At 61.1% G+C, this 14,306-nt stretch carries 13 protein-coding genes and 2 pseudogenes; 8 read left to right on the top strand and 7 right to left on the bottom strand.

Annotated features, from left to right (window positions below; genetic code table 11):
• Nucleotides 1–7: 7 nt before the first annotated feature.
• The 3 genes from AC07V9_RS03040 to glnT form a co-directional block, all read right to left on the bottom strand.
• Nucleotides 8–691 carry a protein glxC gene (locus AC07V9_RS03040; protein WP_495014220.1) on the bottom strand — a complete coding sequence of 228 codons (684 nt, stop codon included), beginning with the start codon at nucleotides 689–691 and terminating at the stop codon, nucleotides 8–10.
• An 11-nt stretch (nucleotides 692–702) separates the two neighbouring features.
• Nucleotides 703–1,608 (bottom strand): class II glutamine amidotransferase, encoded by a 906-nt coding sequence (locus AC07V9_RS03035; protein ID WP_495014219.1) that lies wholly within the window; start codon nucleotides 1,606–1,608, stop codon nucleotides 703–705.
• 130 nt (nucleotides 1,609–1,738) lie between these two features.
• Complete coding sequence (gene glnT, locus AC07V9_RS03030) at nucleotides 1,739–3,073, bottom strand: type III glutamate--ammonia ligase (protein WP_495014218.1); 1,335 nt, start codon at nucleotides 3,071–3,073, stop codon at nucleotides 1,739–1,741.
• A 290-nt stretch (nucleotides 3,074–3,363) separates the two neighbouring features.
• Between glnT and AC07V9_RS03025 the strand changes: the two genes are divergently transcribed.
• The 4 genes from AC07V9_RS03025 (at nucleotide 3,364) to AC07V9_RS03010 (ending at nucleotide 7,006) form a co-directional block, all read left to right on the top strand.
• Entirely contained in the window at nucleotides 3,364–3,966 is a 603-nt protein-coding gene (locus tag AC07V9_RS03025; protein ID WP_495014217.1) for a cupin domain-containing protein, read from the top strand.
• Between the two features lie 94 nt (nucleotides 3,967–4,060).
• Complete coding sequence (locus tag AC07V9_RS03020; protein WP_495014216.1) at nucleotides 4,061–5,365, top strand: AAA family ATPase; 1,305 nt, start codon at nucleotides 4,061–4,063, stop codon at nucleotides 5,363–5,365.
• Nucleotides 5,362–6,168, top strand: a complete 807-nt coding sequence (locus AC07V9_RS03015; RefSeq protein WP_495014215.1) for an HNH endonuclease family protein — start codon at nucleotides 5,362–5,364, stop codon at nucleotides 6,166–6,168. The genes AC07V9_RS03020 and AC07V9_RS03015 overlap by 4 nt, the downstream gene beginning before the upstream one ends.
• A 172-nt stretch (nucleotides 6,169–6,340) precedes the next feature.
• Nucleotides 6,341–7,006 carry a response regulator gene (locus AC07V9_RS03010; RefSeq protein ID WP_495014214.1) on the top strand — a complete coding sequence of 222 codons (666 nt, stop codon included), beginning with the start codon at nucleotides 6,341–6,343 and terminating at the stop codon, nucleotides 7,004–7,006.
• A 199-nt stretch (nucleotides 7,007–7,205) separates the two neighbouring features.
• Here AC07V9_RS03010 and AC07V9_RS03005 read toward each other — a convergent pair whose 3' ends face one another.
• Complete coding sequence (locus tag AC07V9_RS03005; protein ID WP_495014213.1) at nucleotides 7,206–7,535, bottom strand: thioredoxin family protein; 330 nt, start codon at nucleotides 7,533–7,535, stop codon at nucleotides 7,206–7,208.
• 163 nt (nucleotides 7,536–7,698) lie between these two features.
• Here AC07V9_RS03005 and AC07V9_RS03000 point away from each other — a divergent pair, with 163 nt between their 5' ends.
• From AC07V9_RS03000 to AC07V9_RS02985, 4 genes are read left to right on the top strand one after another with little or no spacing between them, the layout of a single operon-like run.
• A complete protein-coding gene (locus AC07V9_RS03000) occupies nucleotides 7,699–8,256 on the top strand; it encodes a winged helix-turn-helix transcriptional regulator (RefSeq protein ID WP_495014212.1) in 558 nt (185 codons plus the stop codon).
• The gene (locus AC07V9_RS02995; RefSeq protein ID WP_495014211.1) at nucleotides 8,253–9,389 is read left to right on the top strand and encodes an HlyD family secretion protein; all 1,137 of its coding nucleotides are present in this window, start codon (nucleotides 8,253–8,255) and stop codon (nucleotides 9,387–9,389) included. The genes AC07V9_RS03000 and AC07V9_RS02995 overlap by 4 nt, the downstream gene beginning before the upstream one ends.
• Nucleotides 9,386–10,999, top strand: coding sequence for a DHA2 family efflux MFS transporter permease subunit (locus tag AC07V9_RS02990; protein ID WP_495014210.1), 1,614 nt, complete (start codon nucleotides 9,386–9,388; stop codon nucleotides 10,997–10,999). Before AC07V9_RS02995 ends, AC07V9_RS02990 begins: the two co-directional genes overlap by 4 nt.
• Nucleotides 11,000–11,049: 50 nt before the next feature.
• Nucleotides 11,050–11,340 (top strand): hypothetical protein, encoded by a 291-nt coding sequence (locus tag AC07V9_RS02985; protein ID WP_495014209.1) that lies wholly within the window; start codon nucleotides 11,050–11,052, stop codon nucleotides 11,338–11,340.
• A 111-nt stretch (nucleotides 11,341–11,451) separates the two neighbouring features.
• Here the strand turns inward: AC07V9_RS02985 and AC07V9_RS02980 are convergent, their stop codons facing one another.
• The 3 genes and pseudogenes from AC07V9_RS02980 to AC07V9_RS02970 form a co-directional block, all read right to left on the bottom strand.
• Entirely contained in the window at nucleotides 11,452–12,273 is an 822-nt protein-coding gene (locus tag AC07V9_RS02980) for an alpha/beta fold hydrolase (RefSeq protein WP_495014208.1), read from the bottom strand.
• Between the two features lie 96 nt (nucleotides 12,274–12,369).
• Nucleotides 12,370–12,972 (bottom strand): annotated as a pseudogene (locus tag AC07V9_RS02975) (methyl-accepting chemotaxis protein); the annotation flags it as partial.
• 255 nt (nucleotides 12,973–13,227) lie between these two features.
• Nucleotides 13,228–14,118 (bottom strand): annotated as a pseudogene (locus tag AC07V9_RS02970) (PDC sensor domain-containing protein); the annotation flags it as partial.
• Nucleotides 14,119–14,306: the final 188 nt, after the last annotated feature.

Genomic DNA, 14,306 nt, shown 5'->3' with positions numbered 1-14,306 from the left:
TCCTGACTCAGTACGCCGACGCGTTATCGACTTTGAAGTTGTACAACTGACGGGCCGAGCCGTAGCGTTTGAAGTCCGACGCCTTTTCGTTGAAACCCGCGCGATTGAGCAGCGCTTGCAACTCTTCGAGGTGTTCGGCGCGCATCTCTTTTTCGACGCAGTCCGACCCCAGGGACTCGACCGTGCCTTTGACGAAAATTTTGGTTTCATACAGCGAGTCGCCCAGCGCATCGCCCGCGTCGCCGCACACCACAAGACGCCCGGCCTGGCCCATAAAACAGCTCATGTGGCCGATGCTGCCGCCAACCACGATGTCGATGCCTTTCATGGAAATGCCGCAACGGGCACCGGCGTCGCCTTCGATGACCAAGAGGCCGCCGTGAGCCGTGGCGCCCGCGGCTTGCGAGGCGCTGCCCTTGACCCGCACGTAGCCGGACATCATGTTCTCGGCGCAGCCCACGCCGACGTTGCCGTGCACGGTGACCGAGGCCTTCTGGTTCATGCCTGCGCAGTAGTAACCGGCGTGGCCCTGGATATCCACGGACACCGCTTCGTTGACGCCGACGGCCAGGTTGTGGGCGCCGTTGGGATGGGTCACGACCCACTCACGTTCTTCAAGATTGTTGACTTGGTCATGCAGCGCCTGATTGAGATCACGCACGCTGGCGATGGAAAGATCGATGGTTTTCATGTGTGCGTTCCTTAAGCCGACTCGCGTTCCCAGATGTACATAGTGGCCGGGACAGGCTCCCAGACTTTGGCCTTGTCGATGCCCGGCAGGCTCGACAGCGCCTGATATTCCGAGGCCATGGCGACGTAATCATCGGTCTCGGCGAGGATGGCGGGTTTGCAGGCAATCGGGTCGCGGATCACCGCAAAGCCGTTACGGGTGCCGATGGCGAAGGTGAAAAACCCGTCCAGCGCTTCCAGCGAACTGTCCAGTGCGGTCTTCAGCGAGTCGCCCTGCTGCAGGCGCCAGGCGAGATAACCGGCGGCGACTTCGGTGTCGTTCTCGGTGTCGAAATTGATCCCTTCACGGCGCAGTTTCTGGCGCAGACGGAAGTGATTGGACAGCGAGCCGTTGTGCACCAGGCACAGGTCGGCGCCCGTGGAAAACGGGTGACTGCCTTCCATGGTCACGGCGCTTTCGGTGGCCATGCGGGTGTGGCCGATAATGTGGCTGCCCTTCATGCTGCCCAGGCCAAAGCGCTCGGAAATCTCTTTGGGCAGGCCCATGCCCTTGAGGATTTCGATGCTCTTGCCCGCGCTCATGATGCGCACGCTCGGCGCCAGTTCGCCCAAGGCGGCACGTACGGCAGCCTCTTGAGCCTTGATCTTCAGCACGATGGCGCTGGCGTTCTTGAACCAGTCCAACGATACGCCAAGCTTGCCTTCCAGCGCCGCGATCAGCGCCTTGAAGTCATAGCCTTCGATGGTGGCCTGCAAGGTCAGCTTGACCCAGCCATCGGCCACCTCATCGCCATAAATGGCAAAACCTGCGCTGTCCGGACCGCGATCGGTCATGGCTTCGAGCATCGGTTCAAAGAGCTCGCCGAGCCGGGATTCCAGCGCCGGATTTTTCAGGTAAAGACCCACGATTCCGCACATAAAGCAGCCTCACTTCGTAAGGAAAGCTGCAAGCCAATAAGCTGCAAGCTGTCCGAGTTGACTTAATAATTTGTACACGCCACGCACCTGCTTTTTCTTGCGGCTTGAAGCTTGCGGCTCGAAGCTGCCGTTAAAAGAATTCCGTGTAGCGCTTGATTTCCCAGTCGCTCACATGGCGGCTGTACTCCACCCACTCCATGCGCTTGAGGCGGATGAACTCGCCGACGATCTCGTCGCCCAGCACCTCCGCGAACAGCGGGTCGGCTTCCAGCGCATCGCAAGCTTCCTTGAGCGACTGCGGCAGGGTCTTGATGCCGCGCGCGGCGATCTCTTCCAGGCTCAGCTTGTAGAGGTTCTCGTTGCAGACGTTGTCGATTTCCAGCTTGCGGTCGATACCATCCAGGCCCGCGGCGATGATCGCGGCGCTCACCAGATACGGGTTGCAACCGGCGTCCGGCAGACGGAATTCCAGGCGGCCGTAAGGCACGCGAACCATGGCCGAGCGGTTGTTGGCACCAAAGGCGATGAAGGCGGGCGCCCACGTCGCGCCGGACAGCGAATTGCCGACCACCAGGCGCTTGTACGAGTTGACGGTTGGGGCGGCAAAGGCACACAGCGCCGGACCGTGGGCGAGCAAACCGGCGGCGAAGTGATAGGCCATTTTCGACAGCCCCATGCCACTCGGGTCGCTGGCGTCGTGGAACAGGTTTTTGTTGCTGGCGCTGGCGATGGAGAGGTGAAAGTGCATGCCGTTACCCGCGCGTTTCGGGTCCGGCTTGGGCATGAATGAGCAGATCATGCCCATGTCATTGGCGATCTCGCCGGCGGCCATGCGGAAGAAGGTGAAACGGTCCGCCGACTCCATCGCATCGCTGTAGGTGTAATTGATCTCGAACTGGCCGTTGGCGTCTTCGTGGTCGATCTGATAGATGTCGAAACCCACCGGTTGCAGGGCTTCGGTCAGGCGTTCGAGGAACTCGCGCGAGCGTGACAGGCCCTTGTAGTCGTAGCACGGTTTGTCCAGCGCATCGCTGGCGTCAACCAGTTGCAGGCTACCCGCAGCGTCGCGCTTGAACAGACTGAATTCGGGTTCCAGGCCGGTGTTGAGGGTCCAGCCACGATCGCTTAAGCGCTCGACCTGTTTTTGCAGCACATAGCGGCTGTCGTACGGCCACGGCTTGCCTTCGACGTGACCGATGCACACCACGCGGCCATAGCCCTTCTGCCAAGGCACCGGGCTTAGCGACGACAGATCACCCTTGGCCATGAAGTCCGGGCCGTGGGGCTCCATGCCCATGCCGCAGATGGCGAAACCGGCAAAGCCTGCGCCCTCTTCGGCCACCATTTCAAGGCCCGACACCGGCACCGATTTGGTCTTGGAGGAACCATGGATATCGACGAACTGGGCCAACACGTACTTAATCCCGTGTTCCTCGATCAGCCGCTGTGTTTCGGGTGGCAACATGAGCATTCACTCCTGGCGATAAGCAAAACGTTGAGGTCAGTGACCGTTGTCTCGGAGCCTGACGGGTTTTTATTCCATTCAGGAAAGTTAATTTCCCATAAGGAATGCAAGCGTCTTGCCAACTGGGTATGCCAGGAAATGAATCGCGCGGGAGGCGGAAATTCGGCTGTATATATGGGAAACTCATTTTCCTTGAGGGAATAATCCGCTGCCGACCGAGCAGCCGGGTCTTTGAATCGCACATTCCTGGTGCGAAACTAAAATTATCGAACGGAAACCGTGCAAAGCCGATGAGTACGTCTGAAGAACAACCGAAGCTCAAGCTTGAGCAGTACTTGGGCATTCAGATCAAACGCCAGCGCCAGGCGCAGGAGCTGAAACTGGCTGATGTGGCGCGCATCGCCGGCATCAGTCAGGGCATGTTGAGCAAGATCGAGAATGCCCAGGTGTCCACCAGCCTGGATAACCTCAGCCGCCTGTGCGACGTCCTGGGCATGCCCATGTCCAAGCTGTTCAGTCAGTACGATCAGCAAGGCAGCAGCGCGCTGCTGGTCAAGCGCGACGAAGGGCTGGAAGTCGTGCGCCGTGGCACCGAGAAAGGCCACACCTATCATCTGCTCAACCACACCCGCGGGCCGAAGAAGAGCTTCGAGGCCTACATGGTGAGCATGGACGACGCCAGTGAAGAGTTCCCGACCTTTTCCCACCCCGGCACCGAGTTCCTGCATCTGCTGGAGGGCGAGCTGGTGTACCGCCACGGCAACCAGCTGTACCACATGGAGGCCGGCGACAGTCTGACCTTCGATGGCGACATCCCCCATGGCCCGGAATCTCTGGTGCAGGTGCCGATCCGCTTGCTGTCGATCATGAACTACGGCGCGTCGGGGGAATGAATATCTCGGGTACCGAGCGGCTTTGCGGGCCAGCCATGGACCATCTCGACAAACCGACGCAAAATGCCTGCCTTGCCTTGGATCGGACCACACCATGTACCTGACGAAACTCGAAATCGCCGGCATTCGTTCTCATGAGAAGTTTGTTTTTCAGGTGCCTGAGGACAAGCCATGGGGCTGGCACGTGATTCTGGGCGACAACGGTGCGGGTAAGTCCAGCTTCGTGAAATCACTGGCGTTGGCCCTTGCAGGCCCTGCCGAAGCCCGGGCATTGCGGCAAGACTGGAGCACCTGGCTTCGAACGGGGTGTGACCAGGCCAACGTTACCGCTCACCTGACATGGAACCCTGAGGTCGATTCGATCACCGGCCAAGGGCGTGCCCCCGTGAAAAAACTGGCCTGCGAAATCGTCATCGAATCCAACAACGAAGCCTTGAGTACCGGTGCGATTCTGGTGGAAGGCAAACACAGTTCGAAGGGACTTGAACGAGCGCTTTGGGGCCGCAGCAGAGGCTGGTTCTCCGCCTCATTCGGGCCGTTTCGGCGCTTTACCGGCGGTAACCGTGATTATGAGCGGATGTTCTATACCAACCCGCGCCTGGCCCCCCATCTCACCGCATTTGGCGAAGACATTGCGCTGACCGAGTGCCTTGAATGGTTGAAGTCGCTCCATATCAAACAACTGGAGAGCAAGGACGATTCCCAGTTTCTCGATTGCGTCATCTCGTTCATCAACAACGGTGAGCTTTTGCCCCATGGTTCGCGCATCAGTCGCATCACTTCCGAGGAAATCATTTTTATCGACGGCAACGGCCATGAGGTCAGCGTCGACTTCCTGAGTGATGGGTACCGTTCAATCCTCAGCCTGACGTTCGAACTGATTCGCCAGCTCACCATCAGCTACGGTCAGGCGATTGTTGCACCCCAGATTCGCTCGGGGGCCATTTCCCTACCGGGTGTGGTGGTCATTGACGAGGTTGACGCGCACTTGCATCCCTCCTGGCAGAAACGCATCGCACCATGGTTCCTGAAGGTGTTCCCGCGTCTGCAATTCATTGTCACCACTCACAGTCCCATCATTTGCCAGGCGGCAGAACACGGAACGGTCTGGCGTCTACCGACGCCTGGCAGCGATGAAAAAGGCGGTCAGGTCAAAGGTGACACCCTCAACCGGCTGATTTTCGGCAATATTCTGGAAGCCTACGACACGGCTTTCTTTGGCGATGAGGTGACGCGCTCGGAAACTTCAAAGGCGCAGTTGCTGGAACTGGCCCAACTCAACCGCAAGCAGGCGCTGGGAAAGATCGATCAAGCCGGGCTGCTGAGAATCGAAACATTGCGCGCCTGCATGCCCACGACCGCCTCAGTGGCATCGAGGTCCGGGCTGGAGGTTGAATGATTCGCCTGGCCGATCTACCCGTGCCCCAATCCATGCTTGACGGGCTGGCAACGTATCAAGGGATTGTCGATGCCCATGACACCTATCCCGAACGGGTAACGAGCGCGAAAGCCGAATTCAAAGCGCGCAATACCAAGACCAATGCAGTGTTCAAACAGGTTCGGGCTGCACTGGCAAAGATGTGCACGAACACGCGTCGTTGCTGCTACTGCGAAGACTCGATGGCCGATGAAGTCGAGCACATTGCGCCCAAGGACCTTTACCCTGATCGGGTGTTCGACTGGAACAACTACGTCTACGCATGCGGACCGTGCAACAGCCCCAAAGGCAATCAATACGCGGTATTGAACGCGGAAGGTGACTTAGTGCATGTCGGCAGGGCCAAGGGTGCCGAGGTCGTTGAACCGGCTGCCGGAGCGCATGCGCTGATCAATCCACGTTTTGAAAATCCGCAAGAGTTTCTCTGGCTGGACATCATCGACACGTTCAACTTCATCGCCAACGATGACGCCGGGACACTCTCGGAAAAACGTGCAACCTATACCTGCCGGGTTCTTGCGTTGAACAATCGTGACGTGCTCATCGAAGCAAGGCGCCTGGCGTTCGGCTCTTATCGCTCGCGGCTTTTTGAATACATCCACAAGCGCGACGCGGGTGCGCCTCAAGCAGACCTCAACGCGCTGATCAACGGCTTGAAGTCCATGGCCAACCCTGCGGTATGGGTGGAAATGAAACGATCTCACAGCGCCCATGAAGAACTGGCGCAGTTATTCGCCCAGGCTCCCGAAGCGCTCGGCTGGTAGTGCCGTATCGCGCCATTACGACTTTAGTACGGGTTTTCGTCTCTATGGTTGCATTCACAAAGTGGCGCTACTGACATGTAATGCCACCCAGACCATCGGCCGATTGCCTGGGCACCACCTCTGCCGACCTTGAACTGCGTCGAAGGCTGAACAATAAGAAAGGTGCAAAACCATGTACAAGATCCTGATCGCCGATGATCACCCGCTGTTTCGCGAAGCCATTCATAACGTCATCAGCGATGGTTTTCCGGGCGTGGAGGTCATGGAAACCGAAGACCTGGACAGCACCCTGGCCTTGACCCGCGAGCATGACGATCTGGACCTGATCCTGCTGGACCTGAACATGCCCGGCATGCATGGTCTGAATGGGTTGATCAATCTGCGCAACGAAGCGCCGACCATTCCCGTGGTGATCGTCTCTGCCGAGCAGGACAAGCAGGTCGTGCTGCAGGCGATCACCTATGGCGCGGTGGGGTTTATCACCAAATCGTCGCCGCGCAAGCAGATGACCGAGGCCATCGAGCAGATCCTCAACGGCAACGTCTACTTGCCTTCGGACATCATCCGCAGCCAGAAACCCGCCTCACGACGCAACCACGGCGACGCGCCGCACCTGCCGCCGGAACTGCTCCAGGCCCTGACCCGCAAGCAGCTGCTGGTTCTCGAACGCATGACCAAGGGCGACTCCAATAAACAGATCGCCTTCAGCCTCGCCATCGCCGAGACCACGGTGAAAGCCCACGTCTCGGCGATCCTGCGCAAGCTCAACGTGCACAACCGGGTGCAGGCAATCCTCAGCGCCGGGGATATTGATTTTGCGGCGTATCTGCGTCGGTAAGACACTGCCTGCCACAGATTGCCCGGCCACCAAAATCCCCATGTGGGAGCGAATTCATTCTGGGCGGCATCCCGACGAGACGGGATGTCAGACGACAAATTGCGGTCGGCTGTACTGGCCCATCGCGAATGAATTCGCTCCCACAGGTCGAGTTTCCACCCGAGTGCGCAGTGTCGATGACATCAAGTTTCGTCTGCCCTCAGCCCTGCTGCGCCAACGTCTCGAACGCCTCATCGATGGCACCCACCCCGGTGGGCCGCACCAGCCGCGCGACTTCATGCCCGTCGCGCAGAAACACTAGGGTCGGCCACAACTTGACCCTGAATGAACGCCCCAGGCGACGGCCGCTACCGTCTTCGATCTTCAATCGGCGCACCTGTGGGTATTCGGCGATCACCTCGCCGATCAGCGGTTGCGCCGCCTTACAGTGGCCGCACCAATCGGTGCCGAATTCGACAACCGTCGCGCCCGCCAAAGCGTCGAGGTCAGCGCGGCTCAGGGTTTCAGGCTCATAGGGCATTTCATTCATCTCGATCTCCTCCTTCGCGATCCCGGCAGTGTAGCGGCGGCGCCCAGTGAGGCCCACCACACCGCCTGTCACTTTCATATCAATAGTGACTTGCACGATGAAAGCCACATCATTAGATTATATACATAATATTAACGCAGACGTCGTTCTGAGGATCCCGGCCATGAGGAAGAAAAGCTTCGCTGACATGCCTTGCCCGATCGCGCTGAGTCTCGAACACGTAGGCGACTGGTGGAATATCCTGATCCTGCGCGACCTGTCCTACGGTCTGAGCCGTTTTGACGAATTCCAGAAAAGCCTGGGCATTGCTTCCAGCACCCTGACCCGCCGCCTGAATGACCTGATCGAGTCCGGGCTGATCGAGCGCCGCGCCTACACCGACAAACCCACCCGCTACGACTACCTGCTCACCGAGCGTGGCCGTGACTTCCGCCAGGTGGTGCTGACCCTGATGAAGTTCGGCAACACGCACTTTTCCGGCCAGCGCTCGAACATCGAACTGTTCGACGAGACCACCGGCCAGGCCGTCGACGTGGTGTTGACCGATGGCAACACCGGCAAACGCATCAACATGCGCGAGCACAGCCTTCGTACAGAGGGCCGGCCGAAAGCCTGTCTGCCTGGCGTCTGGAGACCGGCCGCCCACGTCGCGACGCCTATCGCAACACGCTTCCCGCCACCCCTTCCCAGCCACTGCAGCCCCACAGGTAATCCGCGATGAACTCACCACAATCCGTCACCGAGCCCGCCGTTGCTGTCGCACCGCCGAAACCTGCCCGGGGCAAACGCCTGATGGTGCTGTCGCTGGGCAGTGCTGCGCTGATCGGCGCCGTGTTGTTTGGCGCGCACTGGTGGACCACCGGGCGCTTTCTCGAATCCACCGACGACGCCTATGTGGGCGGCGACGTGACCGTGATCGGGCCGAAAGTCCCTGGTTACATCACCGAACTTAAAGTGGTCGACAACCAGTTCGTTCACGCCGGCGACCTGTTGGTGAAGATCGATGACCGCGATTACCTGGCGGCGCTGAAAAAAGCCCAAGGCGCAGTCGCCGCTGAGGAAGCGCTGCTGGCCAATCTGGACGCTACCGAGCAGCTGCAACACGCGGTGGTCAGTCAGTCCAGGGCGGGCATCGATGCGGCCAACGCCGAGACGGTCCGTTCCCGCGATGACCAGGTGCGTTATCAGGTGCTGGCGGGGCGCTCGGCGGTCTCGGTCGAGAGCTTCCAGCGCGCCGATGCCACCTACAAGACCGCCCAGGCCAACGGCGCCAAGGCCCAGGCCTTGATGCTTGCTTCGCAACGTCAATTGGACGTGATCTCGACTCAGAAACAACAAGCCCGCGCCGCACTGGAACAGGCCAAGGCCGAACGCGACCTCGCGCAACTGAACGTCGGCTACACCGAACTGCGCGCCCCGGTGGATGGCGTGATCGGCAACCGCCGCGCCCGGGTCGGCGCCTATGCCGCTGCCGGCACGCAGCTGATCTCGGTGGTGCCGGCCAAAGGATTGTGGGTCGACGCCAACTTCAAGGAAGACCAGCTCACCCACATGCAGCCGGGCCAGGCGGTGACCATCGAGGCCGATGTGCTGCCGGGTCAGGTGTTCCACGGCCATCTCGACAGCCTGGCCCCGGCCACGGGCTCGCAGTTCAGCGTGCTGCCACCGGAGAACGCCACCGGCAACTTCACCAAGATCGTCCAGCGGGTGCCGGTGCGGGTGTACCTGGATGGCGAAGACGGCAACCTTGGCAAGCTGCGTCCGGGCTTGTCGGTGGTCGCTGAAGTCGACACCAGGGCCAGCGTTTCTCAAACAGAAGTTGCCAGCGCCGCTGACGGGCAGAAAGCCCAATGAGCGCCACCACCGCCGCTGCCGACGCCCTTGCTGCCAAGCCAAAAGGGCCGGTTGACGCGGCTTCGATGGCCACCTCGGCCAAGGTTTTCGCCTTCGCCAGCATGTGCCTGGGAATGTTCATCGCCCTGCTCGACATCCAGATCGTCTCCGCCTCGTTGCGTGACATCGGCGGTGGGCTGTCGGCCGGCTCCGACGAAACCGCTTGGGTGCAGACCAGCTACCTGATCGCCGAAATCGTGGTGATTCCTCTCTCCGGCTGGCTGGCGCGGGTGTTCTCCACCCGCTGGCTGTTCTGTGCTTCGGCCGTGGGCTTCACCCTCGCCAGTCTCTTGTGTGGTCTGGCCTGGAACATCCAGAGCATGATTGCTTTCCGTGCCCTGCAAGGGTTTCTCGGCGGCTCGATGATCCCGATGGTGTTCACTTCGGCGTTCATGTTTTTCGGTGGCAAACAGCGGGTGATCGCAGCCTCCACCATCGGCGCCATCGCCTCGCTGGCGCCGACATTGGGCCCGGTGATCGGCGGCTGGATCACCGACGTGTCGTCCTGGCACTGGCTGTTCTACATCAACCTGGTGCCCGGGATTTTCGTCGCCATCGCCGTGCCGATTCTGGTCAACATCGACTCGATGGACCTCAAGCTGCTCAAGGGCGCCGACTACATCAGCATGGTCTTTCTCGCACTGTTCCTCGGTTGCCTGGAATACACCCTGGAAGAAGGCCCACGCTGGAACTGGTTCAGCGACCAGACCATCCTCACCACCGCCTGGATTTCCGGTCTGTCTGCCTTGGCCTTCATTGGCCGCACGCTGGTGTCGAAAAACCCGGTGGTCGACCTGCGCGCCCTCAAGGACCGCAACTTCGCCCTGGGCTGTTTCTTCTCCTTCGTCACCGGTATTGGCCTGTTCGCCACGATTTACCTGACCCCATTGTTTCTGGGCCGCGTACGGGGCTACAGCGCGCTGGAGATTGGCGAGGCGGTTTTTTCCACCGGCGTGTTTCAGCTGCTGGCGATCCCGGTGTACGGCTTTCTCGCCAACCGCGTCGACCTGCGCTGGATCATGATGTTCGGCCTGTCGCTGTTCGCCCTGTCGATGTGGGATTTCTCGCCGATCACCCACGACTGGGGCGGCCATGAACTGCTGCTGCCTCAGGCGATTCGCGGTTTCGCGCAACAAATGGCCGTGCCGCCAACGGTGACCCTGACCCTCGGCGGCCTACACCCTTCGCGGCTGAAACAGGCGTCCGGGCTGTTCAACCTGATGCGTAACCTGGGCGGCGCCATCGGCATCGCGGCCTGTGCCACGATCCTCAACGACCGCACTAACCTGCATTTCACGCACCTGGCCGAGCACCTGAATGACAGCAACGAGGCCATGAACAATTGGCTCGCAACCGTCACCGGCAACTTCGCAAGCCTCGGCCAGAACGCAGCAGAGGCCAGTCATTCGGCGTTGCATCAGTTGTGGCTGCTGACTTATCGCGAGGCCCAGACGCAGACTTATTCGGATGCGTTCCTGGCAATCATGGTCTGTTTCATCATCGCCGTGGCCATGGTGCCGCTGATGCGCAAGGTCGCACCGCCGGCTGCCCCTTCCGCCGAGGCCCATTGACCCCATGATCGCTATTTTCCCCTTCAGCACCCCGTTTCGAGGACAGCCCCATGACCACCCTGGCGTCTCGTTTCAAACGCAGCGGCGTCTTCGCCCTGAGCGCACTGTTGATTGCCATGGCGGGCTGCACCGTTGGCGCGGACGCGTACAAAGGCGGGGCAATCAGCCTGGTGGATGTGCTGGTGAGGGATCAACAGTTGCTGGTCTCACGGGATCAGCTGGCGCAGTTGCACGCCAATGACGCACGGGCTGCGGTGTCGACGTTCCGGGCATTGGGTGGGGGGTGGCCGCAAAGCGCGACAGGCCCGGTTGCCAGGCAGCAAATCTCAAGCACTGCATAATACCTGTAGGAGCCGGAGGTTACGACGGCCGCGAAAGCGGTGTGTCAGGCAGGCCGCTTTCGCCACTGTCGCACAGCTTCCCACAGATCCGAGTTTCCCACAGATGTGGGATCAGCCCTTGATAAAGCCCAGCAGAATTTCGTTGATTTCATCGGCCTGCACGGTGCACATGCCGTGGGAACCGCCCTTGACCAAGTGCAGTGTCGAGCCTTTCACCAGCGTGTGGCTCTTCTCGCCAGAGGCCACCAGCGGCACGATCTGGTCGTCGTCGCCGTGCAGAATCAGCGTCGGTACGTCGATCTTTTTCAGGTCCTCGGTGAAATCAGTTTCCGAGAACGCCTTGATGCAGTCGTACTCGCCCTTGACGCTGCCGAGCATGCCGATGGACCAGAACGAATCGATCGCGCCCTGGGAAGTCTTCGCACCCTCGCGATTGAAGCCGAAGAACGGCACAGCCAGGTCCTTGAAGAACTGCGAGCGGTCAGCCGTGAAGCCAGCACGGATGCCGTCAAACACGTCGATTGGCAAGCCTTCGGGGTTGGCTGGCGTCTTGAGCATGAGCGGTGGCACAGCCCCGATCAGCACGGCCTTGGCCACGCGGGACGAACCGTGACGACCGATATAACGCGCCACTTCGCCGCCGCCGGTGGAGTGGCCGATCATGATCGCGTCTTTCAGATCCAGCGCTTCGAACAGCTGCGCCAGGTCGTCGGCGTAGGTGTCCATGTCGTTACCTTCCCAGGTCTGGCCGGAGCGCCCGTGACCACGGCGGTCATGGGCGATCACGCGGTAGCCCTTCTGGCCGAGGAACAGCATCTGCGCATCCCAGGCATCGCCATCCAGCGGCCAGCCGTGGGAGAACACGATGGGCTGCCCGGTGCCCCAGTCCTTGTAGAAAAACTCGGTGCCGTCTTTCAGGGTCAAGATAGACATGTGACGCAATCCTCGGGAAATGAGCTGGGAAGATTCAGCGTAGACCGGGTTTGCGCTTGTGCATTGTAGAAATGTGCTGGTTTGCAGCCAGGGCCATCACCCCCGGCGCTCTGCCCGACTCAACGCCCCCAGACGTGTGGAAATGGACTGCATGCCCTTGCCCAGCTCGCGCAAGGTGCTGGCGTCCCGCGCGCCCTGTTCGCTGGAGGCGTGGATGCGCACCGCCAGTTCGTTGATCTCGTGGGTGACGTGGCTCTGCTCCTGCGCCGCCACGGCAATCTGGTGGGCGCGCTGGACGATGTCGTCGAAGCTGTACACCGTGGTGCCCAGCGTCGCTGCCACCGCGACGGCCTGCTGCACGGACTCGCGGGTGCGTTCGGCGCCGGTCTGCATGGTCGAGACCGCAGAGCTGGATGCCTGACGCAATTGCGAAATCATCTCCTGAATCTCATTGGCCGACGACTGGGTTCGTCCCGCCAGCGTGCGTACCTCGTCGGCCACCACCGCAAAGCCGCGACCTTGCTCGCCCGCCCGCGCCGCTTCGATGGCGGCGTTGAGGGCCAGCAAGTTGGTCTGCTGGGAAATCGACTTGATCACCTCCAGCACGCTGCCCACGCGCTCGATGTCGTCGCCCAGCTGGGTGATCGCCCCCGCAGCGCCAGAAATATCGCTGGCCAGCGCTTCGATGAACTGGCTGTTGCTGTTGACCTGATCCTGACTCTTCTGCGCCTCGCCCAACGAACGTCGGGCGGTGTCGGAGCAGTCCGTGGTGTTGTGGGCGACTTCGTTGGCGCTGGCCGACATCTCGGTGATGGCCGTGGCCAGCAGGGTGTTGTCCTGGCGCTGGGCTTCGGCGCGCTCGGCCAAGCCGTGGGACAGCTGGGCCAGATCGTTGGCCTGGCGCTCCAGCGACACCGACTCTTCGGCAATGCGGTGCAACATGTCCCGCAGCGAACCGGCATAGCGGTTGACCGATTCACGCAACGCGCCGATTTCGTCGGCGCGCACAATGGTCAGCTGCGTATCGGTATGCCCGCCCTGCCCCAGGCTGGCAATCTGTGCGGTGGTTTCCTCCAGTTGCGTCAGCAGGCGCTTGCCCGCCAGCCATGCCAAGCCCAGCAACACGCCCAACAGCGGCAGCAGGAACAGCAGGATTTGCCCGGTCAAGCGGTTGGCCAGGCCGACCACCCGTGCTTCAGGCGTCACCAGCCCGATGCGCCAGCCGGTGCCGGTCATGGTCGCCAGCGTGACATAGGCCGGGCCGTTGAGTCGGCCATCGTGTTCGAGCCTGAGCGTCGAGAGCGTCGAGGTGTTGCTGGCGAGCTGATCCGCCACAGGTTTCAGCCAAGGCTGCTCCTGACTCAAGCCGGTGATAGTTAACAGCCCTTTGGAGCCTTTGGCGTCGGGGAAATACAGCAGGTTGCCGGAAGGGTCGACCGCAAACGCATAGCCGTCGGTGACACCGCCTTTGTCTTTGAGGAAGGCTGCCAGACCGTCGAGTTTCAGGTCGATGGTCGCGACACCGGCGAACGCACCCTGGGCCCGATACGGCACGCTGCAGGTGGTCATGGCCACGCCGCTGACCGGGTCCTGATAGGCGTCCGACCAGACGCAACGACCGGCCGGCGCGGCCTTGGCCCCGGTGTACCAGGACTCCGCGCGGTACGGCGGCGTCGCGGCCTGGTTGTATTCGTCCGAAAAGTCCAACGTATTGCTGGCGTTACGTGCCCAAAAGAAGCTGCGACGCTCGGTGCCCGGCGCAAAGGCGTTGGGCTCCGGCCACAGGCCGCCACCGGCGATGGCGGCGTCACCCTGGCTGTCGATCAGGCCGGGAAAGTTGCTCATGAACAGGGCTTCATCGTGAGGCAGCGTTTCGGCCAGCAGCGCCATCGCCGCGGCGGTGCCTTCAATACGGCTCAGGGGCAAGGCCAACTGGCGGGTAATGGCGCTGGCTGACTGCTCGGCCGACTCGGTACCGGCGGCCACCAGTTGGGGTTTGCCGCCGAGGGTCATGACCGCGAAAATCGCCACGG

The organism is Pseudomonas sp. GW821-FHT02A11, from assembly GCF_059421985.1.
The sequence above is the reverse complement of the archived record's forward strand: the minus strand, read 5'-3'. Positions and strand labels throughout refer to the sequence as shown.